Origin of the sequence: Halarcobacter sp. (genome assembly GCF_963675975.1) — a bacterium.
Lineage (GTDB): Bacteria > Campylobacterota > Campylobacteria > Campylobacterales > Arcobacteraceae > Halarcobacter.
Genome location: NZ_OY780939.1, coordinates 3,239,850 through 3,263,459, shown reverse-complemented (window position 1 = coordinate 3,263,459; position 23,610 = coordinate 3,239,850). Strand labels below are relative to the sequence as shown.

Annotated in this window: 27 protein-coding genes; all 27 read left to right on the top strand. The window is 27.1% G+C overall.

The genetic code is table 11. The features are described from left to right. The first annotated feature begins 157 nt into the window (after window positions 1-157). The 27 genes from ACKU3H_RS16245 to fliI all read left to right on the top strand — a co-directional run bounded on the left by ACKU3H_RS16245 (window position 158) and on the right by fliI (window position 23,574). The gene (locus tag ACKU3H_RS16245; protein ID WP_320034918.1) at window positions 158-526 is read left to right on the top strand and encodes a response regulator; all 369 of its coding nucleotides are present in this window, start codon (window positions 158-160) and stop codon (window positions 524-526) included. 25 nt (window positions 527-551) lie between these two features. After that, the gene (locus ACKU3H_RS16240) at window positions 552-1,673 is read left to right on the top strand and encodes a hypothetical protein (RefSeq protein ID WP_320034917.1); all 1,122 of its coding nucleotides are present in this window, start codon (window positions 552-554) and stop codon (window positions 1,671-1,673) included. A gap of 9 nt (window positions 1,674-1,682) precedes the next feature. Continuing rightward, window positions 1,683-2,408, top strand: a complete 726-nt coding sequence (locus tag ACKU3H_RS16235; RefSeq protein WP_320034916.1) for a flagellar hook-basal body protein — start codon at window positions 1,683-1,685, stop codon at window positions 2,406-2,408. Further along, window positions 2,408-2,818, top strand: a complete 411-nt coding sequence (gene flgB, locus ACKU3H_RS16230) for a flagellar basal body rod protein FlgB (RefSeq protein ID WP_320034915.1) — start codon at window positions 2,408-2,410, stop codon at window positions 2,816-2,818. Before ACKU3H_RS16235 ends, flgB begins: the two co-directional genes overlap by 1 nt. Before the next feature lie 16 nt (window positions 2,819-2,834). Further along, on the top strand, window positions 2,835-4,571 hold the full coding sequence (gene fliF / locus ACKU3H_RS16225) for a flagellar basal-body MS-ring/collar protein FliF (RefSeq protein ID WP_320034914.1): 1,737 nt from the start codon (window positions 2,835-2,837) through the stop codon (window positions 4,569-4,571). Between the two features lie 11 nt (window positions 4,572-4,582). Next, window positions 4,583-5,587, top strand: a complete 1,005-nt coding sequence (fliG, locus tag ACKU3H_RS16220) for a flagellar motor switch protein FliG (RefSeq protein ID WP_320034913.1) — start codon at window positions 4,583-4,585, stop codon at window positions 5,585-5,587. Beyond that, a complete protein-coding gene (locus ACKU3H_RS16215) occupies window positions 5,587-6,252 on the top strand; it encodes a FliH/SctL family protein (RefSeq protein ID WP_320034912.1) in 666 nt (221 codons plus the stop codon). The genes fliG and ACKU3H_RS16215 overlap by 1 nt, the downstream gene beginning before the upstream one ends. A gap of 87 nt (window positions 6,253-6,339) precedes the next feature. Then, window positions 6,340-6,627 carry a FliM/FliN family flagellar motor switch protein gene (locus tag ACKU3H_RS16210; protein WP_320034911.1) on the top strand — a complete coding sequence of 96 codons (288 nt, stop codon included), beginning with the start codon at window positions 6,340-6,342 and terminating at the stop codon, window positions 6,625-6,627. A 42-nt stretch (window positions 6,628-6,669) separates the two neighbouring features. Further along, entirely contained in the window at window positions 6,670-6,999 is a 330-nt protein-coding gene (locus tag ACKU3H_RS16205) for a hypothetical protein (protein ID WP_320034910.1), read from the top strand. Further along, window positions 6,974-9,007 carry a tetratricopeptide repeat protein gene (locus ACKU3H_RS16200; protein WP_320034909.1) on the top strand — a complete coding sequence of 678 codons (2,034 nt, stop codon included), beginning with the start codon at window positions 6,974-6,976 and terminating at the stop codon, window positions 9,005-9,007. Before ACKU3H_RS16205 ends, ACKU3H_RS16200 begins: the two co-directional genes overlap by 26 nt. Window positions 9,008-9,106: 99 nt before the next feature. After that, the gene (locus ACKU3H_RS16195) at window positions 9,107-9,433 is read left to right on the top strand and encodes a flagellin (protein WP_320034908.1); all 327 of its coding nucleotides are present in this window, start codon (window positions 9,107-9,109) and stop codon (window positions 9,431-9,433) included. 23 nt (window positions 9,434-9,456) lie between these two features. Beyond that, complete coding sequence (locus ACKU3H_RS16190; protein WP_320034907.1) at window positions 9,457-10,359, top strand: FliM/FliN family flagellar motor switch protein; 903 nt, start codon at window positions 9,457-9,459, stop codon at window positions 10,357-10,359. Between the two features lie 3 nt (window positions 10,360-10,362). Then, window positions 10,363-11,118, top strand: coding sequence for a MotA/TolQ/ExbB proton channel family protein (locus ACKU3H_RS16185; protein ID WP_320034906.1), 756 nt, complete (start codon window positions 10,363-10,365; stop codon window positions 11,116-11,118). 12 nt (window positions 11,119-11,130) lie between these two features. Continuing rightward, window positions 11,131-11,904, top strand: coding sequence for a flagellar motor protein MotB (locus ACKU3H_RS16180; protein ID WP_320034905.1), 774 nt, complete (start codon window positions 11,131-11,133; stop codon window positions 11,902-11,904). Window positions 11,905-11,906: 2 nt separating this feature from the next. Further along, window positions 11,907-12,209: a hypothetical protein gene (locus tag ACKU3H_RS16175; RefSeq protein ID WP_320034904.1), complete on the top strand. Its 303-nt coding sequence runs from the start codon at window positions 11,907-11,909 to the stop codon at window positions 12,207-12,209. A 9-nt stretch (window positions 12,210-12,218) separates the two neighbouring features. Next, the gene (locus tag ACKU3H_RS16170) at window positions 12,219-12,596 is read left to right on the top strand and encodes a hypothetical protein (RefSeq protein WP_320034903.1); all 378 of its coding nucleotides are present in this window, start codon (window positions 12,219-12,221) and stop codon (window positions 12,594-12,596) included. Then, on the top strand, window positions 12,583-12,981 hold the full coding sequence (locus tag ACKU3H_RS16165) for a hypothetical protein (protein ID WP_320034902.1): 399 nt from the start codon (window positions 12,583-12,585) through the stop codon (window positions 12,979-12,981). Before ACKU3H_RS16170 ends, ACKU3H_RS16165 begins: the two co-directional genes overlap by 14 nt. Next, window positions 12,978-14,129 (top strand): flagellar biosynthesis protein FlhF, encoded by a 1,152-nt coding sequence (flhF, locus tag ACKU3H_RS16160; protein WP_320034901.1) that lies wholly within the window; start codon window positions 12,978-12,980, stop codon window positions 14,127-14,129. Before ACKU3H_RS16165 ends, flhF begins: the two co-directional genes overlap by 4 nt. Before the next feature lie 2 nt (window positions 14,130-14,131). Further along, complete coding sequence (locus ACKU3H_RS16155; protein ID WP_320034900.1) at window positions 14,132-14,947, top strand: AAA family ATPase; 816 nt, start codon at window positions 14,132-14,134, stop codon at window positions 14,945-14,947. A 57-nt stretch (window positions 14,948-15,004) separates the two neighbouring features. Further along, the gene (locus ACKU3H_RS16150) at window positions 15,005-15,328 is read left to right on the top strand and encodes a hypothetical protein (RefSeq protein ID WP_320034899.1); all 324 of its coding nucleotides are present in this window, start codon (window positions 15,005-15,007) and stop codon (window positions 15,326-15,328) included. Between the two features lie 19 nt (window positions 15,329-15,347). After that, a complete protein-coding gene (fliE, locus tag ACKU3H_RS16145) occupies window positions 15,348-15,644 on the top strand; it encodes a flagellar hook-basal body complex protein FliE (RefSeq protein ID WP_320034898.1) in 297 nt (98 codons plus the stop codon). Window positions 15,645-15,657: 13 nt separating this feature from the next. Continuing rightward, entirely contained in the window at window positions 15,658-16,116 is a 459-nt protein-coding gene (gene flgC, locus ACKU3H_RS16140; protein WP_320034897.1) for a flagellar basal body rod protein FlgC, read from the top strand. A 3-nt stretch (window positions 16,117-16,119) separates the two neighbouring features. After that, window positions 16,120-18,450 (top strand): flagellar hook-length control protein FliK, encoded by a 2,331-nt coding sequence (locus ACKU3H_RS16135; RefSeq protein ID WP_320034896.1) that lies wholly within the window; start codon window positions 16,120-16,122, stop codon window positions 18,448-18,450. Window positions 18,451-18,455: 5 nt separating this feature from the next. Then, window positions 18,456-19,205, top strand: a complete 750-nt coding sequence (locus ACKU3H_RS16130; protein ID WP_320034895.1) for a flagellar biosynthetic protein FliR — start codon at window positions 18,456-18,458, stop codon at window positions 19,203-19,205. Between the two features lie 10 nt (window positions 19,206-19,215). After that, entirely contained in the window at window positions 19,216-20,265 is a 1,050-nt protein-coding gene (flhB, locus tag ACKU3H_RS16125) for a flagellar biosynthesis protein FlhB (RefSeq protein ID WP_320034894.1), read from the top strand. 9 nt (window positions 20,266-20,274) lie between these two features. Next, window positions 20,275-22,269 (top strand): hypothetical protein, encoded by a 1,995-nt coding sequence (locus ACKU3H_RS16120; protein ID WP_320034893.1) that lies wholly within the window; start codon window positions 20,275-20,277, stop codon window positions 22,267-22,269. Further along, entirely contained in the window at window positions 22,270-23,574 is a 1,305-nt protein-coding gene (fliI, locus tag ACKU3H_RS16115) for a flagellar protein export ATPase FliI (RefSeq protein ID WP_320034892.1), read from the top strand. The last annotated feature ends 36 nt before the right edge of the window (window positions 23,575-23,610 follow it).

The window sequence follows — 23,610 nt, the reverse complement described above, 5'->3', positions numbered from 1 at the left end:
GGTAATCCTTATTTTTGTAATCTAAAATAATTATATTTAAAGAATTTTTAAAGTTAGATAAATTGGTTACTCTAAATTATTATTTATTAAGTATAAATTTAAAACAAATCATATATAATATAAGGATTTTGAATACAGATTTAAAAAAGGTAATAATATGAAGATTTTAATAGTTGACGATAGTTCTACTATGAGAAGAATTATAGGTAATGTTGTCATGCAACTTGGTTACGCTAAAGATGATTTTGATGAAGCAGAAGATGGTGTAAAAGCATGGAAACTACTAGGTGAATCTCAATACGATATAATTTTAACAGATTGGAATATGCCAAATATGAATGGTCTAGAGTTAGTTAAGAAAGTTAGATCTGAGGGTAACCATCAAAAAGTTCCTATCATTATGATTACAACAGAAGGTGGTAAAAATGAGGTTATTACAGCACTTAAAGCAGGTGTAAATAACTATATAGTTAAACCTTTTAATGCCGAAGTATTAAAAGAAAAACTAGATGGGGTTCTGAAATAGTTAAAATATCTAAAAGGTGTAGATTATGAGTATGAGTCAAGAAGAGATTGAGTCTTTGATGAATGGTTTAGATTTTGATGATAGCGCATCTTCAGAATCAGAAGAAGAAAAGACTGAAGCTCAGGGCAATATGTCAGAAGATGATATTAATGAATTAATAGCACAAACTGAAGATATTGTTAATAATGAAAGTAATGATGAAAAAGATGAATCTGTTGAAGATATTTTAAATAATATTGAGGATGTTGCTGAACCTGAAAATAACCCTTCAGAGGAAACCAATATTGATGATATAATTAAAGAGCTTGAAACTAATAAAACTGAAGAAGCTGAATCAACTGTTGATGAAACTGATGTTGTTCAAGAAAATGATGTTGTTCAAGAAAATGATGTAGAAAATTCTTTAGATGAAAATATTGAAGAAACTACAGATTCTTCAATAGATGAGCCAACTTTAGAAGAAACAATTGCTGCTTCAAGTGAAAATATTAGTTCAGATAATATTGACGACCTTTTGTCTTCAATTGATGGAATCGTTGATAATGACATACCTCAAACTGAAGAATTAACTAAAGATGAAAAAGATGATATTGACACTAAAATCAATTCGGGAGTGTTTCCTTTACCGGTAGATGAGGATACTAAAGTTGTAAATCAATTAAGTGCAGTAGCTAATGATTCTGAAGAGAAAGCAACAAAAATATTTGATGTATTGAGTAATATATTAGATTATAACAATGCTATTCAAAAAGATGTTAAAGCATTAAATGAATTTAATGAAAAACAAGTTTTAATGCTAAATTCATTAAGCAATAAATTCCCTAATATTGAAGTTTTTAAACAAAATTTAGAACATGCAAATCAAATGAGTGAATATATTAGTGATGTGAATTCTAAATTAAATGATGGGAATACAGAAATTTTTCAAGCAATGGAATTGATGCAATATCATGATATTAATAGACAAAAAATTGAAAGAGTTATGTCTGTAATTAGAAAATTGACTGTATATTTAAATAACTTATTTGAAGACCAAGGAAATCACCAAGAAGTGGCTGTTGCAAAGCATATTTCAGGTGATAAAAATACTGAAGATTTAATGGCTACTGATGATCTAGAAGCATTAATTTCTGAATTTAATAAGTAAGGAGATAAAATGAATCAAGGTACTTATCCTTTAGCAGCCTCAATGATAAATCAAATCAATAGAATTGATATGATATCAAATAATTTAGCTAATACAAATACACATGGTTTTAAACAAGAAGGTAGTACTGAGGGTTCATTTAATTATTATTTACAAAGAGCTCAAATGGAGGGGTTTACACCAACTAAAATAAATGAAGTGACAAATACAATTCCTAAAATGGATTCTAAATTTATTAATAGTGAGCAAGGTGTAGTTATGCCTACAGGAAATGCTTTGGATTTTGCATTAAGTGATTCTGATACTTTTTTCAAAATACAAGATAAAAGTGGAGATATAGTCTATACAAGAGATGGAGCATTTAAAAATTTAGATGGTTTTTTAGTTGATTCAAATGGCCAATTTGTATTAAGTAATGATAATGAACCTATTGCTCTTGAAGAAGAGGGGTTTGAAAATCAAATCTCTGTTACAAGAATAGATTTTGAGCAACTTGAAAAATATAAAGATAATAACTTTAAACTAAAAGAAGATGGACAAATCACTGAGCAATTAGAGAATAATGATAGACAATTAGTACAAGGTGCAATTGAAAAATCAAATGTTAATTCAGTATCAACAATGGTTGCATTAATTGATGCTCATAGAAGATTTGAACAAGCACAAAAAGCTGTTAATTCTATTGATGAATTGAACGAAAACTTAATTAATAAAATAGGAAATAATAATAACTAATGAAAGCAAGTGGCGTAACAGATATATTATTTGATCAATTAAGTTTTAGAGGTGAAAGACAAAAAGTTATTTCAAGTAATATAGCAAATATAAATACACCTAATTATAAAACAAAAGAGTTAGTATTTGAAAATGAACTTAAAAAAGTTGATGATAGTAAAAATTTAGCTTTAAAAACTACAAACTCAATGCATATAAGTGTTGCTTCAACAAATCAAGTAAACAATGATAAATCAAGGTTAGTTGAAGTAAAAGGTTTAGAAGAACAAAATGATGGAAATAATGTAAATATAGATAAACAGATGAGTGAAATGTCTAAAAACAAAGTGATTTTTGATGCATTACAATCCTCTATAAAAAAAGATTCAGCACTGTTTAAATCAGTAATTGAAGCATCAAAAAACAATTAATTAGGATATTTGATATATGGACCAACTCTTAAAGTTTATAAACAATTTAAATTCTGCACAAAGAGCTGTAATTATAGGTGGTTTTTCAATACTTTTTATATTACTAATAGCTTTATTAGTATATTCAAATATTAAAGCTCAAGATAAAAAATTAAATTATACTATTGCATCTAATCTAACGAAAAATCAGGTTATGTTAGCTTCAAATGAATTAGAAGCTTCAGGTATAGAATTTGCAGTTGTTGGTAATGGAGATAATTTAACACTAAAAACTTCAAAAGATTTTATTAATATTGCAAAAATTAAGTTAGTTACAAGTGAAGCATCGACAAGTAACCATGTTGGATGGGAAATATTTGAAAAATCATCACTTGGGACAACAAACTTTGAAAACAAAGTTAAATATTTAAGAGCTTTAGAGGGTGAATTATCAAGATCTCTTGAATCTTTATCTGGCGTTTTAAGAGCTAGTGTTAAAATTGCAATTCCAAAAGAAACAATTTTTACAGAAAGAAAAACTGACCCTACTGCATCTGCAGTAATTTCAATGAAACCAGGAGTTTTTTTAACTCAAAAACAAATTGATGGTATTAAAAATTTTATTGCGTCAGCAGTATCTAATCTAAAAGTTGAAAATATTCAATTAATTGATCAAGATGGTGCTTTACTTCAAATGTCATCTGATGATTTAGATAACCAAAAATCACTTGCACAAAATAAATATAAATTAAAACTTGAAGAGGATTATGAGAAAAAAATTGTAGCACTTTTAGAACCTTTCGTTGGAGTTGGAAGAGTAGTTGCTAGGGTTTCACTTAATCTAGATTTCAAAAAAAGACATATACAAGAAGAGATTTATGATCCAGAAGGAACAATAAGAAGTCAACAAACAGATGAGTTAGAAAGTAGTTCAGTTGGTGGAGATAATGGTACTGGTGGAACTGCTGGAGTTGATAACAATATACAAGAGCCAGACGGAGCAAATGGCAATGGTAATGCACAATCAAATACTGTTTCAACAAAAAATATTACAAATTATGAAATTTCAAAAAAAGTAATTGATGAAAAGAATAATAATTATTCTTCAATAAAAAGAGTAACAGCTGCCGTTACATTTGACTCAACAGTTTTAGCCGATGTTGAAAACAGAGATGAGTTTTTGGCTTCAATTGAATCAGTTGTACAAGATACAATAGGCTATGATGAAGAGCGTGGTGATAAAATAACAGTTAGAGATTTTAAGTTTATTGGACTTAAATCTGTAAATGCAGCTGGAACACAAGTTGATGAAAATGGAAATCCAATTGCAGGAAGTCAAGATAGTGGTGTTGATACATTTTCAATGGTAAGATCTATACTGAAAGATTTTTCAGAGTATATTCAATATTTAATTGCAGCAATTTTATTATTTGTTTTTTATAAAAAATTTATTGTTAATCATGAAATTGTTATCATTGGAGATAATAAAGATGGTAAAAAATTAGATAAAGATGGTAATCCAATAGATGAGAATTTGGTTAATGATTTTTTGTCTAATTATGAAGATGAATTTGACTCTTCAACAGCTCAAGGAAGACTTAAAGCAAAAGTAAAAAGTCAAATTCTAAATAATATAGAAGGTTTAGATGAAGAGAGTGCAGCTAAGTATGAGGTTTTAATTGAGACTTTAGATAAAGAGATTAATAATAGTCCAGCTGATATAGCAAAAATGATTGAATTGCTATTAACAGAGGGAAGTGGTAAATTTAAATAAGGATTTAGTGAATGGCTGAAATAAAAGATATATTAAAAGGGATGGGTATGCTTGAAAAAGTAGCCCATTTCTGTGTCCTAATAGGAGAAGAAGCTACTGTAAAAATATTTCAACATCTTCCTAAACATCTAGTTGAAGAGATCTCTACAGCCATTACTATGATTAACTCTATAGATAAAGAGACTTCTTTGGCTATTTTAGAAGAGTTCCATTTATTTACAAAATCAAAGGCATTTATTAGCTCAGGTGGTTATGATTATGCAAAAGATATTTTATATAAGTCTATGGGGAAAGCAGAAGCTGATGAAGTTCTAGCAAAACTTTCAAGAATGAAATTAGCCTCTCAATCATTTGCTTATTTAGATGCTATAAACCCTAAGCAGCTATCAGACTTTATTAAAGATGAATCTCCTCAAACAATTGCAGTAATATTATCTCATATGGAAGCACATAAAGCAGCTGATGTTTTAGTTCAACTTGATGAGGATGTAAAAGTAAAAGTTACTATGCAAATGGCTACTATTAAAGATGTATCTCCAGATGTTGTTAGAACTATTTCTGTAGTTCTTGAAAGAAAACTAGAGTCTTTATTATCATCTATTGTTGATGTTGGTGGGGTAAAAGTTGTAGCTGATATGTTAAATAGATTGGGACCTAGATCTCAAGATATATTAAAAAATATCAATGGGGTTGATACTTCTCTTGCAACAAAAATTAAAGAAAATATGTTTGTATTTGAGGATTTATTAAATTTAGACCCAGAATATATTATGAAAATCTTACAAAATGTAGATACAGCAGATGTTGCCGTGGCAATGAAAAATGCAACAGAAGAGGATATGTTAAAAGTAACAAGTTCAATGTCTTCAAGAGCAAGTGATAGATTTAAAGAAGAGTTTGAAATGCTTACAAAAGTTAAAATAAAAGATATTGAAGCAGCTCAAAGAAAAATGTTAGATGTAGCCCAAAAAATGATTGAAGAGGGTGTAATTGACAGAGATATGGATGAACAATAATGGAAAAAAATAATGTCTATTCAACTGCTAAAATAGTAAATAATAATGATAGCGTTGAAAATTATCAATTAGGCACATTTATTCAAAATAGTGTGAATGATGACAATCTTGTAGCTCCTGGTCAACCAGTATTAAATGATAGAGAGATAAATGGAAATATTGATCCTTTATTAAATGAAGTTAGAGCTTTATCTTCACAAATAAATCAAATGAATCAGAAAATTACTAATATTGAAAATGGTGGTTTGACAGGAAAAGAGATTGATGCACAAGTTGTTCAAGCAATTAAAGATTTAAAACATTATGCAAACTTTTTTGAACAAGCTACTTTTCAAATGGAATCTAAACTTTTAAAAACATCTATTTCAATTGCTCAAAAAATTATCTCTATTGAAATAGGTGAAAATTCAGCAAAAATTGCGAAAGAGACTATAATACATCTTTTAGATAAGATTAAAAATGCATCAAAAGTCAAAATACATCTAAATCCAAAAGATTATGAAATATTAAAAAATGAATTAAATTTAGAAAATTTTATTCAATTAGTTGAAGATGTAAATGTAACAGCAGGTGGAGTTGTTATAGCCAGTGATTTAGGAAATTTTGATGGAAATATTGAAGCAAAAGTAAGTACAATGTTAGAATCATTAGACTTAGTTTTATAATAGGTAATTATTATTTCAATTATAAAAATAATTTTAAATAACGTTTTGTTATGATATAATGAAAAAAATTTAGATAGAGTGTTTAATATGGAAATTACTGAACGAGATTATGATTTATTAGTAGATACACAGATAGTTGTGGATGTAATGTTAGGTAGTACAAACATCACAATTAAAGAGTTTCTTGATTTAAGTTCTGGAGATATAATTTCATTAAATAAACCTGCTGGAACAGGTGGAGACATCTATGTAAATAAAAGAATCATTGGTACAGGTGATATTATAGTTATGGATGAAAAACTTGCTGTAAGAGTACAAGAAGCTATGGATTCTGATAATGTTGTAAGATATTTTTTCGAAGAAAATATGTTATAAAACAAAAAATTATTGAAATATTTTATTTAGAAAAGGAAAAGTTTGGATAATTTTTTACTTGTAGTTATTATTGGTGTATTACTTTTATATTTTTTCTCAAGTACAAATGTTTATAAATCTTTATATAGAAAAGTGAATGAAGAAAAAGATATTATAGAAGAAGAAAATAAAAGACTTCAAACTATTATTGACAGATATGAAAAACAAGTTCAAGTGAGTGCTGGTACACTTAAAAGTAATCAAGATAATTTAAGAGTAGCAAGGGATGATTTACAAAAACTAAGACTTGAAAATACTGAATTAAAACATGAATTAGAGTCATTAGAAAAAAGAGCAGAAGAGCTTTATGCACAAGTTAATACAATGGTTTAATAGTAAATTGAAATTAATAATATTATTTCTTTTTAGTTTTTCTTTTTTTTCAACAAATATTTATGCCCAACAAGATGCTATTGATTCTCAACCAGAAATACTTTTTAAATATGATAAAATAAAAGAGTCTCAAGAAAAATTTAAATTGCAAGTAGATTTTAATAAAGCAATTTTACTTTTAGAAAGAGAAGAGTACTTAAAAGCTATAAAAATATTTAAAAAAACTTCTCAAATACTTAAAATTCCTTCTTTTTTAAATATTGGAATTGCCTATTATAAGATGAATCAAATAGAAAATGCAAGTTTATATTTAAATAATATATATGAATATAAAGAGGCAGCTTCTACTAATACTTATTCGTATATTTCTGCATGTTTCTATCTTTATCAAATAGAAAAAGATAGAAAGTATTTAGAAACAATTGTTGATGTTACTAGAAAATATAGAGATTTAACTGAACATTCAAAAAGATTATTATCTGACACGCTGATTATTCTTAAAGATTATGAAAAAGCCTTAGATATTCTTAATTCTATGGAATTCCCTATGGAATTAAAAAAAGCGATGTTATATATGAAGTTACAAGACTTTGTTAATGCTGAACGACATTTAGAAAAAGAGAAAAATACTACTTTAAATCAAGAGAAAAAGAATTTAATACTTTGGTTAATGGTTTTTAGAGATTTAAAATCAAATGAATTAACAAAATTAAAAGAGCATTTAGACGAGATAAGAGAGGTAAAAGAGTACTTTAAATCAAATCTAGATTATCCTTTAGAAATATTTTTTAATAAACATAAATATACAACAAAAGAGTATTTGAAATCTATAACAAAATTTAACTATGAGAGAAAAGTTGATTTTATTTTTTATTTTGCACCATTTATTTTTTCTGATTATGAAGAGATTATGTATGATATCTCAAAGGGGTTTATTTTTAAAAATAAACAAAATGTTCAAAGCTTAGAAGATATGGTTAAATATAATGCAAAATTTATAGAAATAATAAAAGAAGATCCTATTATTAGAGTAACAAAATTAAAAAATATTATTAAAGATGACTCTAATTCATATGTATATTACAATTTAGCTTTATGTTATGCACAAATAAACGATTTTCATAATGCTTATAAAAATTTCTCTAAAGCGTATAAATTAAATCCTGGTAATAAATTATATGCAGTTATGACAATAATATCTGCAAATAGAATTAATGAAAAAATAAAAGATTTGGCATATATGGAACAAAATATAAAATCAAAAGATGGAATGTATAAATATTTTGGTCAAATCTTATATAAAAATTTTATTGATGAAAAATATAATGTAGAGTTTGAACCTTTGAATTATAGAGATACAGTATTTTTTAGAAGTATAAATTTTTTAGTTGATATGGAAAATAATACTTTAAGTTTAGATAATCAATTGTTTGTAGAAAATTATAAAGATCCTTTAGTTTATTTGATGAAATTAGCAATGAGAAAAGAAGGGGAAAATGATTATATGTATTTTTCAAGATTACAAGATAATACTCCTTTAAAAATTAATAATAATTTTTTAGAAGGTCCTTTGGTAATTACAAAATATTATATTGATTTATTAAAAGCTATTGGATTGTTTTACAAAGCTGATTTAAGTGTTGATAGTAAACAAAAAAGTCCTTCATATTTACGTACAAAAGCTTTAAGAGAATTACATGATCATAATCCAAAAGAGACATTAAAAATATTAGAATCCCTTCAAAAAAAATACAAACTTGAGGACAAATACACTATGTATTTAATTGTTGCTGCATTATTAGAAGCTGGAAGATATAATGATGCTTCATTACAAATATCTCTTATAAAAGCTATATTAAAAGATCCAAGTGCAGACTTTTTAACTGGTGTTCAATTAGTTCAAGAGTTAAAACTTTCAAGTCTTAGTCAATATTTTTATCAACCATATTTAGATGATCTAATTGACTTTAGACTAATAAATTTTGATTTATTACTGGAATCTTTATAGTTAAGAATCATTATTTTTCTTATTTTTTTATATTTCCATTCATATTTAATTTTTTTTTGCTATAATAAGTAAACTCTATGCTTTCATAAGGAGGGTATCATGGAATTAGGTAAAGTTGCGGAAATTGATAATGCAAAAGTCAATAATATAGAAAAAGTTAAATCTATTAAAGAGGTTGATAATAAAGAAAAAATTATTGACAATGAGCAGCACAAAAAAATTATCGGTTCTACTCAAGATAGTGAAATAAATGAAGTTATTTTAGATAATGTACAATTTGGTTACAATAAAAATTCTAAAGATCTTTTTGTTAAAGTTACTAGAGGTGATACTGAGTATAAATATCCTACAGAAGATATGATGAGAGTTAAAGCTCAGTTATTAAGTGAAATGGAAAAAGCACAAAAAGAACAAAATAATAAATAAAATATATTTCAAAGGGTTAGTTTTTGGCATCTGATTTATCAAGTTTTTTAAAAGATGAATTAGCTAATACACTAGAACAACTTCTTTCAAAAAGTGTCTCAATTGATTCTGTAAGTAAGTTGGATGTAGATAGTTTAGATGATTCACAATGTATAGACATAGCTGTAAAATTTGATTTTGCAGATATCTCATCAAGTTGGAGTTTTTTTATTCCTACAATAACAGCAACAAAGTTTGAATTCTTTATGTTAGGTGGGATGGGTGATTTAAAAGAACATATTGATGATGAAATTATTGATGCTGTAAATGAAATTATCTCAAATGTATGTGGAAGTTTATGTACAACTGTAAATGCACAAGGCTTTCCTGATATAAGCTCCATAAAATCTGAAGTAGTAAACTCTTCAATAAAAGATTGTAAAAGTCTAGATTCTGTTCCTCACGGTTACTTTTTTGATTTAACTATGGATGGAGAAAAACTTCCTATTTTTATCTCTTTTGATGATTTAGCCTTGCCTTATTTTAATGAAATAACAGGTGGCGCTGGACAAGAAACAGCTATAATTCAACCAAGTATACCACAAGCTTCAAATAGTGCACCTGCTTCTAGTGTAAGTTCAAGTTCTCAAATGGGCATTAGTTCTTTATTATCTGAAGATGCAGCTCAAAATTTACAGCTTTTATTTGATATTAAATTAAAACTTAGTGTTAGACTAGGAACTAAAAATTTTCTTTTAAAAGATATTTTAAGATGGGATATTGGTGAGATTATTGAATTAGAACAAATGGTAAATGAACCTTTGGATATTTTAGTAAATGGTGTAAAAATAGGTGAGGGCGAAGCAGTAATTGTAGAAGGAAAATTTGGTCTTAAAATAAAAAATATTGGAAATGACTCTGCCAAACTTAGTCATATAGGATTGTAACAAATGGATAAAAGTACAGTAGGTGGTTTAGCCGCAGGTTGGGCGCTTATCGCTCTTGCAATTATTTTAGGTGGGGTTGGTTTTGGGCCTTATATTGATGTCCCTTCAGTTGTTATTGTATTTGGTGGTACAATAGCTGTAACTGCTGGACAATTTGAAGCTAGTGATTTAAAAAGATTAACTCCAGCAATGAAAATTGCAATGAATGAATCAAAAGTTGAACCTTTACCTGAATTAGTTGAAAAAATCACATTTTATGCAACAGAGATTAAAAAACATGGTGTTATGCATATTGAACAAAAAGTATTAGAAGAAAAAAATGCTTTTTTTAAAGAGGCATTCCAACTTTTAGTTGATGGTACAAAAGCTGAGACTTTAAAACCACTACTGGAAACAAAATTAGAGTATATTGATAAAAGACATACTACAATGATAGGAATGTTTGGAAATATGGGTGGAACAGCAGGTTCTATGGGTATGATTGGGACACTTGTAGGACTTGTTGCTATGCTTGCAAACTTATCTGATCCAGCATCAGTTGGACCAGCAATGGCTGTTGCCTTACTTACTACAATGTACGGTGCTTTATTAGGTACTTTATTTGCAGGATTAATAGAGAGTAAATTAACACAAAAACATAAAAAAGAAGTAGATGCATATGAGGTTATTATTATTGGTGCTTCAATGATTGCAGCAGAAGAATCAATTGGTAATATAAAAATGCAATTAAACTCTATTTTAGTTGAAGTGGAAGGGTAGAATAAAAATTTTATGGCAAAAGATAAATGTCCAGATTGCCCAAAATGTCTACCAGGATGGTTAGTACAGTTTGGTGATTTAATGTCTCTTTTATTAACTTTCTTTATTCTACTACTGTCGATGGCAGTAATGGATAAAAAGAAAGTTGAAGAGTATTTTGATATCATGCGTAAAGCTATGGGATTTATTGATGCCTCAACGGATGTTCAAACACAATCAGATAAATATTCAACAAAAACAAGTACATCAAGTGAAGATAGCATTGATTCAACTGATGATGCTATGGATGAAGCTGTACAAGAAGTTAATGAAGTAATAAATCAGATGAATGATAACACTTCAGAAGAGGAAGAACAAATTCAAATAGAAAAAGGGAAAAATGAGTTTACATTAGATATCCCTTCTACTATAATGTTTGAAGAGGGGCAATATATTTTGTCTAATCCAAATGCTAAAAGATTTATTGCAAAAGTTGCTAGAGTAATTAGAACTTTACCTCAAAGTTATAATATTGAGATTGTAGGGCATACTTCAGCAAGTATGTATAAAAATGATACAATACCAAGAGATAATTGGGATTTATCTGCATTAAGATCAATAGAAGTTGTAAAAGAACTTATAAAAAATAGAATAGATCCTGCAGTATTAAAGGTATCTGCTTATGCATCATATCATCCAAAAAGTGAAATGGCTGCAGATAATAGAAGAGTTGAAATGAGGTTTTTTACTGATAATAAACAAGATGATATATTAGCAGAAGAAAGCTTTTTTGATAGATTGGAGTAAAGATGGAACTAAATACAAACTTTGTTGATGTAAACACAATAAAATCAAATCCAGTTAAGTCATATGAAAATATAAATACAAGTAGTCTTGAAGATGATCAACTAAGAAAAGTTACAAATGATTTTGAAGCTTTTTTCTTACAACAACTTTTAGATATTTCTTTGAAAAGTACAAATCTTGCTGGTGAAGGTAGTGGTTCAGATATTGTAAAAGGTATGTATACTGAAGCTATATCAAGTCAAAGTACGGGTACAGTAGGAATTAGCGATTTATTATATAATTTCTTAACCGAAAGAAATAAGTAAGAGTTTATTATGGTAGAAAATATTATTAATGAAATGTTAGTACTTGTTAAAAAAATGCAAGAGTATATAAATCAAGATATAGAAGATATAAAAAAAGCTAAACATGAAGAGCTTTTAAACAGAAATGATGATAAGCAAAACATGATTGAAGAGATAGCATCTTATAAACAAAAGCTTAATGAAGAGATTATAAAAGAGATGCAAAATGGAGTAGATGTAAATATCTATAGAGAACAAGTAAATGGTCTTGAAAATGAATTAAAAGCACTTTACGAATTAAATAGAAAATTATCTTTGATTGTACAACCTATTCAAAAAATGTATAAAGATATTGTTGATGAAATTAGTGATTCAAATGGAGGAGCAATTTTTAATGTTAAAGCTTAAAATTTTAGTTTTAATGTTTTTTCTATCTTTTCAAGCTTTTGGAATAGAAGTTTTAGTGACTAAAAAAGATATTGATTATAAAGAATTAATAAATCTTGATGATTTATATAAATCAAATGTAACGAGTGTAAAAAAATTTTGTGAACCTGTAGCTGAAAATGATTTTAGAACTACTAAATACCGTGCTTCAAGATATTTAAGAAAAGGTACTATCATTTGCACAAAAGATTTAGATAAAGATAAAAATAACTCAGTACTTTTTAATTTTGGTTCTATACAAATAGAAAGACCAGGAAAAATTATTTTTGAAAATGATGAATATATAAGAATTAAAAGAGAAGATGGACAAATTGAAAAAATTTACAAAGATGGAAGAATAGAATGAATATGCTCTCTTTTTTAGGAGAAACCCCAACTATTGCCCTTCGAAATGCACAAGAAGAGTGTGGTGAAGATGCAATTGTTGTTTCAACAAAAAAAATTTCAAGTGCTAGTGATGGTAACAAAGATATGTATGAGGTTGTAGTTGCTTTAGAAGATGAACAGCAACCTTTAAAACATACAAAAAAGATTAGTACAAATAATACTGCTTCTCGTGTAGAACAATCAAAAGATGTTAAGTTTTATGATTTTAAAGAAGAGATTTTGAAAATGCAAGATGCAATAATGCAGGTTCAAAAATCTTTATGGGATCCTAAAAGTCAATTATATGATTTAACTATTCCTCCTGAATTTGTTGAGATATATAATCTTTTTGAGCAAAATGAGTTTGATCAAGAGATGACATATACAATTATGAAAAAAACTATTAAACAATTACCTATTGCTTTAAAAGCAAATCCTAAAAAAGTTAATGATTTTTTCAAATTGATTCTTCGAAGAATAATTCCTATAAAACAAGAAATTCCATTAAGAAAACACCAACGAAAAATTGTAATGATGGTGGGACCAACAGGAGTTGGAAAAACTACAACTATTGCAAAACTTGCAGCAAGATATGCCTATAAGCTAGGGCAAAATTATAAAGTTGGAATTGTTACTTTAGATTCATTTAGAGTAGGTGCAATTGAACAATTACAAGCATATACAAATATTATGAGGCTACCTTTAGAGGTTGTTAAAAAACCTGAAGAGTTAGTTGAGGCTTTATTAAGATTAAAAGATTGTAATTATATTTTTATTGATACAGCTGGTTCTTCTCAACACGATATTGATAAAATTGAGATGATTAATGAGTATCAAGAAAGAGTACATGAATTACCAATTGAGAAAGTTTTAGTATTACCTGCAAATGTTAAACATAGTGACTTAATTGATATATATACAAACTATTCACGCTTAAATATAAGTTATCTAACTTTTACTAAACTTGATGAAACTAAAAGTTTTGGTAACTTAATCTCTTTTGCCCATAAAACAAAAAAATCAATCACATATTTCTCTATAGGTCAAAATGTACCTGATGATTTAATTGTTTCTGATTCATCATTTCTGATAAATTGTTTTATGAATAATTCTTGTTCAGGGAGATAATATTGTTTAATACAATATCGAATCAAGCTAGTAAACTTTTGAATTTGACAAAAAGTAAAAATAATGATTCTAAAACAAGAATTGTTACTATTACCTCAGGAAAAGGTGGAGTAGGAAAGTCTACATTTACAGCAAATATTGCATACTTATTATCAAGACGGGGTTTCAAAATTGCAGTAATAGATGCAGATATAGGTTTAGCAAATATGCAAGTATTATTTGACTTAAAACCAAGATTCACTTTATTTGATTATATTGAAGGTCGAAATACAATTAATGAAATCATTACAGAAACTAATTATGACAATATCTCTTTAATTGCTGGTAAAAGTGGTTATCAATATGCAAACCTCAAAAACTCCTTAGTTTTAACAAGAGTTGTTAATGATTTAAAAAATTTAAATAACTACGATATAATCCTAATTGATACAGGTGCTGGCTTAAACGATTATGTTCAAGAGTTTTTATCTATATCTGATAATATCTTAGCTTTAACCACTACTGATCCTTCTGCTTTAACAGATGTATATGCTTTAATGAAAATGCTTTCAATAAATAAAGATAAGCTGTTGATTTGTTTTAATCACACAAAAAATTATAAAATTGGTGAAACAATTGCAAATTCTTTAGTAAATTTAGCTAAAAAGAATAGATTAAATAAAAATTTTATGGTAGAATATATAGGTAATGTTTCATCATCATCAAATATTTCTACAACTTCAAGATTAAGAAAACTATTTGTTCACGAATTTATTAATGATGATATAACAAAACAATTTCATAAGGTGATTGATTCATTACTAAAACATATTAAGTAAGGTTCTTATGGTGTCTGCAACAGCATTTAATACTTTTTTATCTAACATGGGAATATAATGGTAGTAGAAAGATTTTCACAAAATGTGATAAATAGTGGTATATTTAGATTATATATAGCTACTGGTTTCTTTGCTACACTAATATTTTTTGTTATAAATGCAGACTTATATACTCCTTTAGAGATGATTTTTGGTATTATTGGTGTAACAATTGTATTAAAAGGACTTTCCAATATGATGCTCTCTTTAATAATATTACTTTTTAATTTGGATAATAAAAGAAAAGAGTTAGATTATAAATATAATGAAGAAAAAATTAATGCAATGATGGCTGAACTTGGTGTACAAGATGCACAAACTTCAGGCACTAAAGCCACTTAAAAGATAAAAGGAAAATAATATGGATGTTTCATCAATTTCAAATTCTATAAGTCCTCTTTTAGATTCTCAAAAGGTATCAAAAGGGAAAGAACAAGATAATACATTTTCAAATATGTTAAGTGATGCTATGAAAGAAGTTAATAATTCACAAGTAGAGGGTTATAATGCTATGGAAGGGATTGCAACTGGAAAAGTTAAAAATCTTCAAGAAGCTGTTCAAAAAATTGAAGAAGCTGACCTTTCTTTAAAACTAGCATTAGAAGTAAAAAATAAAGCACTTGCTGCATACAAAGAAATCACTAGTATGCAAGTGTAGTTAGGAGTTAAAAATGGCTTTTTTTGACGGATATGATGTTGCAGTTTCAGGAATGTCAGCTCAAAGAACTCGTATAAATGTTGTAAGTGCAAATATTGCAAATGCTAAAACAACTCATACAGCTGATGGTGGACCTTATAAAAAACAAAATGTTGTTTTTGAAGAGATTCTTCTTCAAGAAAATCAAAAACAATCAAATACTATAGATAAAAAATTAAATGAATCTCCTGATATTTCTTTAAGGGGAGTAGGAGTAAAATCAATAGTAGAGGATGATGCTAATCCAGTTATGAGATACGAACCTTCACATCCAGATGCGAATGAAGAAGGGTATGTTGCATATCCAGATATTAATCCTGTTGTTGAGATGGTTGATTTAATTGAAGCTATGCGTTCATATGAAGCTAATGTTGCAACTTTCAATACTCATAAAAGTATTGATAATAAGACATTAGATATAATTAAAGTGTAGGTTATGACTAAACAAGTAGATATTTTAAATCTTACTAAAACTGAAACAAGTAAGAAAACAACAACTACTAATAGCAATACTAAAAAAGAGGGTATGTCTCTTTTTGATTCTTTCCTTATGAAAGGAAAAGAAGAGCTTAGTAGTGAAAATAAATCTACAATATCTACTAAAACACCAACAAAAAATGATAATACAAAAAATGAAGAAATAACTAATAATACTTCTTCTACTAACAAAAAAGAAAAAACTTCAGATGAAACAAAAGTATCACAAGATGTAGATAAAAATTCTCCTGAAAAAAGTGAAGATACAAATAAAACACAACAAAAAACTACAAAAATTGAATCTGAAAACATAGATAATGATAAAAAAACAAATGAGAATAAGAATTTATCAGAAGAAAATGTAAATGAAAAAAAAGAGAATCGTTCAGTATCTTTATTAGATAAGATGATTATGGATGCAAAAAAACAGCTGGGTAAAGAAGAAAATAAAGATAATACTTCAAAAGTAGATACAAGCTCAAATGAAGAGACTAAATCAACTACTTTAGCTAACAAAGATGAAATTGAGAAAGAAAAAAATCAAAATATAAATAAATCACTAGAAAATAAAGAGAGTTCAAAAAATTTAGAAAATAGTGAAGATAGTCAAAAAAACATTGATATTGAAGATGAAAATGAATTAGAAATAGATAACAAAAAAACAACTGAAAATAAAGAAGATTTAAAAAGTAATTCAAATACAAATATAGAAAATGAAAAGTTAAAAAATACAAATATAGAAAATTTAGAAAATAAAAATACTAAAATAGAAAAAAATGAAAATAGTGATAATAAACAAAACCTAAATGAATCAAAGAATTTAAGTACAAAAATAGAAAATATTGTAGATGAAAAAACAAAAGAGACTCCTTCAAAAGAGGTTAAAGTTGATACACCAGAAAAAAACACAGAAGTAAAAGTTAAAACTAATAATGATGAAAAACCTGAATCAAATCAATTAAAAAACAATAAAGTTGATAATACTGCGCAAAATAATAAAATAGAAACACCAACAAATAAGATTTCTGATACTGTTGATACAGAAAAAAACACTAATAAAAATAGTGAAGTAAACAATAATACACAGAAAGTGGAATTACAAAACTTAGATAAGAAAAATGAGCTTGAAGAGCCAAAAGATAAGACACTTCAAATAAATAGTAAAGATGAAATAAAAAAAGAAAAAATAGATACTGCTCAAAATAATAATGAATCAACAAAAAATACTAAGAGTTTAAATAATTTAGATAATGAGGCTATCGTAGAGGATGAGCAAAAAGTTAAGTTAGATAAGAATATCTTATCTGATGTAGATACTCAAACTAAAAAAGAAAAAAATTCAACGCCTGTTGAAAAAATTATTGAAAATAAAAAAGAAGATATTACAATAACTAAAACTCAAAATTTAGATCAAGAAAATCAAAAACAAAGTGCATTGCAAAAATCTAATGATTTAATGACTAATATATATTTGAGTTCTCAAAAAGCTACAGTACTTTCACAGATGAATATGAATAAAAGTGAGGCTGTAAAGGTAGTAAAAGAGGGAACTTCTTTAAATAATATTAAAGAGGGTGCAAATAAATTAGAACTAGGTCTTGATAATATGGATGTAAGTGTTGAGGAAAGTACAAATGAAACAACTTTTACCCAACAAATGAAAAGACGAGTTGATAGTAATTTATCTATACTAAATAAGTTAGCACTAAATTCAAGTAATAGTGAAAAAATAGAGGATGAATCTAGTTTAAAAACAGATACAACTTCAGCAACAACTCAACAATCTAGTACAAACACAAATGAAAATAGTGTGAATTTAACAGTTAATTCTAATTTAGCTTTATCTATTCAAAATAGAATAGTTGGTGCTAGACAAGCAATGTCTTCAATGATGTCAGATATTGCTAGAAATATGTATGAAAATTATAGACCACCTGTAACTGCATTTAGGATAAATTTAGTTCCAGCACAACTAGGTCATATCGCAATTTTAATGAAAAATGAAAAAGACAACTCTTTATCAATTAATTTAACCATGTCTAAATCAACTACACATGATGCAATGATTGAAAATCAAACTTCATTAAGAGATGCATTGAATAAAACATTTAATAATAACAATGACACTTCATTTAATTTAAATTTCAATATGGAAGATAGTGGAACAAATTCAAATAGTTTCTCACAACAACAAAATGAAAATCAAAATAATCAAACACACTCTTCAGATGAAATAGTAGAATCAATAATTCAAAATCAGGATGTAGCTGAAGATATGAATTATATGTAGTTTAAATGCAAGAACTCATATCTTTACTTAATGAAGAAACTCTTTATTCTTTTTTGTTACTTCTTGCTAGAATTGTAGCTTTTGTTGTATTTATACCTATTTTTAATCATACTTCAATTAGTTCAACAGTAAGAATATCTACTGCATTTTACATTACAATATTTCTTTATCCTTTAGTTGAGATAAAAGGTGATTTCACAGAAGACAGTTTTATTTTAGCATTAATAAGTGAGGTTACTTTAGGTTTAATTGCTTCATTGTTTTTAAATATTGCTTTTAATGCTGTTAGAATTATTGGAGATTTTATTGGTTATGCAACTGCTTTATCTATGGCTACAATGTTTGATCCAGCAACGGGTTCAAATGAAGGATTGATTAGTAGACTTTTATATTGGATTGCTTTAATGGTTTTTTTTGAAACAGGGATGTATGAAATGACTATTGTGATTTTATCAAAAAGTTTTGCTATGGTACATCTAGGAACATTTAATATTTTTTCTTATGATGGAGTACAGATTGCAATTGATGAAATAAATAGAATGTTTGCTTTTGCCTTTGCTTTTGCCTTACCTTTATTTTTTATAGGCTTCATTATGGATTTATATTATGGGTATGGTACAAAATCAATGCCAGCATTTTCACCTTTTGTAATTACTTTTCAGCTAAAATTTGCATTAATATTTGTATTTTTGATTTTAGGGATGGAAGTATTTACTGAAAGTTTTTCAAATTATTTAATTACAAAATTTCAATAAGTAGAGAATTATGGCTGGAGATGAAGAAGAAAAAACCGAAGAACCCACAACCAAGAAAATAGAAGATGCCAAAAAAGAGGGTAATGTACCTAAGTCAATGGAAGTTACAGGTGCAGCTATTTTATTTTTTGGATCAGTTTATTTATTGTTTTTTTCAGGTTCAGCAGTTAATCAAATTAAGAAGTTAATGTTATTTGTTTATGGCTTTATTGGTCAGGATATGACAGGCAATACTTTTTATTCTATAGGCTATACTACAGTTGTTACTTTAGTTATAGCATTATTGCCCTTATTTGCATTAGTTCTTATTCTAGCTTTTATAACAAATTGGAGTCAGTTTGGATTTCTTGTTACTCCTATGAAAATAGATTTACAAAAATTAGATCCAATTAAGGGAATGAAAAGTGTTTTTGGTTTAAAAAAGCTTCTTGAAGCTTTAAAATTAACTTTAAAACTAATAATTATTATAACAGTAATGTTTTTAGTATTTATGTTTACATATAAAGCCTTTTTAGCCATGATGAATAAAGAGTTTAATGCGACTTTATATACTATTATTGAACTTACAGGATATTTTTTAGCTGCTATACTTTTAATTATAATAATTTTTGCTATAATTGATTTTTATTTTACAAGATATTATTTCTTTAAATCTCTTCGTATGAGTAAACAAGAGATAAAAGATGAGTTTAAAAATATGGAAGGGGATCCTCAGGTAAAGGGTCGAATTCGTAGAATTCAAATGCAAATGTCAATGAAAAGGATGATGTCAGATGTACCTGAAGCTGATGTTGTAATTACAAATCCAACTCATTATGCTATAGCTTTGAAATATGATAACCAAGTTGATAATGCTCCAAAAGTTGTGGCTAAAGGTATAGATTTTATTGCATTAAAAATAAAAGATATTGCTAGAGATAATAGTATCCCTATAATTGAAAATCCGTCTCTTGCAAGGTCAATATATTCTCAAATTGAGATTGATCAAGAGATACCAAATGAGTTTTATAAAGCAATGGCAGAAATATTCTCATATGTATATGAATTAAAAAAGAAATAAAGGTAAGTATTGAAACTATTAATAATTTTATTTTTATTAAGTTCCTTTTTAGAAGCAAGAAAAGATTTTTATTATGGTTTTATAAACTCTTCTGGAAATCAAATTTCTGAAAAAAGAAAACAAGAGATTACTGATGGTTTTGAGATTATAAATCATGCAAGAAAAATTTCTAAAGAGGGAAAGATTGATGAAGCTTTTTCCCAAATAGAAGCATTAAAAAGAATAAATAAAATAAATATTTTAGATTCAGATTTAATAATAGTTTATGGAGAACTAGCTCTAAAGAAAAAATCAAAAAGAATAATTCTACAAGCTGCAAAAGAGTTAGAAGCAGCAATAAATGATTCAAAAATTCATGAAGATGATTTGGCAAAAGCATATATGGTATTGATTGAGTTAAAACTAAATACAAATAAGGCAAATGATGCTTTATATTTTGCTAATATTATTATTAATAACTTTGACAATCCACTAATTAGAGCATATGGAAAAATTTATCTAGCAAAAATACATAAATATCAAAGTGAGTATGATAAAGCTACAACAGTATTATATAAAATTTTGACAGAAACTACTGATATTCAGATTGCAACTATAGTAGCAGATGAGCTATTTGATGTATATATAGCAAATGGGGAAAGAGAAAAAGCATATGAGCTTATCTCAAAAGTTTTAAAAAGAAATTTAGATTATTATGCACAAGATTCTTTTTTGGCCTTGGAAAAAGTTGACAAACTTACAAAAGTAGGAATGCCAGAATTTGCAGTAGAGATTTTAACTGAACTTCTTGCTAAAACAAACAAACCAGCTTCAATTGAAGATTTTAAGTATAAATTAGCAAATACATATATGAGTATGTATGATAGAACTGATAAATATTTATCAAAAGCAAAAGAGTTGTATAAAGATATTATAAATGATTTTCCAAATGGGATATATTTTGAAAAATCGAAAATGTATTTAGATGAGATTCTTATGCGTCAAGGTTATATAGAGCCTGCTATTTTAGCTACAAAATACCAATCATCAGAATCTATGCAACAAAAAGTTTTATTACAAGAACTTCTAAATAATAAAATCAAAAAAAACTATGATATTATCTTAAAATCAAAAAGAGTTTATAGAAAAATTTCAAATAGTATTGCACAAAGATTTGGATATGAATCTATTGAAGCTATATTTGATGAGGTAAATATTGAGTTAATCCAAAACTATTTAAAAACAGGAAAATGTTTTTTATTAAATGAGACTTTAGAAACAGCAAGAGATGAAACTTTTGAATTATTGATTAAAGATGAAAAAACAAAATATGACTTTTTTGAATGTTTAATAGAAGTACCTACTCAAAAAGCTTATGATCAGCTTCTTAGTACTTTTAATAATGATAGGGATCCAAATATATATCTATATTTAGAAAGAATGGCTTTGGCTTTAAAAAAATATGAAGATGCAGAGGCACTATCAGCTAAAGTTGAGATGGTTGATAATAAAGAAGTGTTGTCAAAAGAGTTTTTATATAGATTTTTAATACTTTATGAAAAAAATGATAATGTAGCTTTAGATAGATATTTTGATTATGCAAATAAGAATCCTCAATATATTAAAGATAATAGTACTAATCCTGTGATTATTGATTTTTATTATAACTATTATCTATATCTAATAAAAAAAGATTTAAAAGATGAAGCAAAAGATACACTTCAAAAACTTTATAATAAGCAAAAAGAGTTGAGTGCATATGTTTATTCACCTTTTGTAGAATTGGAATTAGCAAAAATAGAACAAACAAATAATAACAATGAAGAAGCTTTAAATCTTCTATTAAGTGCATTGGATTATTCAAGAAGAATTAAACCAAATGATTTAGCACAAACTTATTATGAGATAATAAAGCTTTATGAGTCTTTTGATAATTCAATAAAAAAAGATGAATTTATAAATAGATGTAAAGCTATAGAAAATACAAAAGATAGCTTATATAAAAAAATGTGTGATGAGATGTAAATGGATATAGACTCTATAATAAATAGTATTGATTCAGCTAACTTGTCTATCCCTTTTGGAAGAATTGTTAATATCTCTTCAACAACTATAAAAGCAAAAGGTATTGAAGTTGCTGTAGGTGATATCGTAAAAATTGAATCCCAAGCTCATTTATATACTGTATTAGGTATGGTAGCTTCCATCGAATCAGGATACTTTACTATTGTTCCTTTCTCTTTTATTGATGGATTTAGAATTCAAGATAAAGTATATTTACAAAAAGAGGGCTTATCTGTAAAAGCTGGATACGGTCTTTTAGGTAGAGTGGTAAATGCTCTTGGGGAACCAATTGATGATAAGGGTAAGATAAAAGATTTAGAAGAAAGTTCAGCTATAAATAAAATATCAATGCCAGCACTTGAAAGAGGAATTATTGATGAGAGATTTTCAACAGGTGTAAAAGCTATTGATTCTATGCTTACTTCTGGAAAAGGTCAAAAAGTTGGTATCTTTGCAGGTTCTGGTGTTGGTAAGTCAACTTTAATGGGGATGATTGTTAAAGGTTGTGAAGCACAAATAAAAGTTGTTGCATTAATTGGTGAAAGAGGGCGTGAAATTCCTGAGTTTATCCATTACAATCTCCATGATAATCTTGAAAATACAATTATTGTTGCAGCAACTTCTGATGAATCAGCTCTAATGAGAAAGTACGGGGCTTTTACAGCAATGGCTATTGCAGAATTCTTTAGAGATAAAGGTCATGATGTACTTTTAATGATGGATTCTGTTACAAGATTTGCAATGGCTCAAAGGGAGATTGGATTAAGTACCGGTGAACCGCCTGTTAGTCGTGGTTATCCACCATCTGTTTTTGCACTTTTACCTCAATTAATGGAAAGAGCAGGTAATAATGCAAAAGGTTCAATTACAGCATTTTTTACAGTTTTAGTTGATGGGGATGATATGAATGATCCTATTGCTGATCAAAGTAGATCTATTCTTGATGGACATATTGTTTTAACAAGGGATTTAACTGAGCAAGGATTTTACCCTCCAATTAATTTATTAAAGTCAGCTTCAAGGGTAATGGATAAAGTTGTTAGTGACGATCATTATAATGACTTTTTAAAGCTAAAAAGGATATTATCTCTCATTAAAGAGAATGAAGTTTTAGTAAGAGTTGGTGCATATAAACCAGGTATGGATGCTGAATTAGATGATGCCCTTGCAAGAAAAGAAAAAATAAGAGAATTCTTGACTCAAAGTATGAAAGAACAATACAACTTCAATGAGATAGTTGCAAAGTTTAAGGAGGTATTTAAGTGATTCATATGGCTTTATTAAATATCTTATCTTTATACA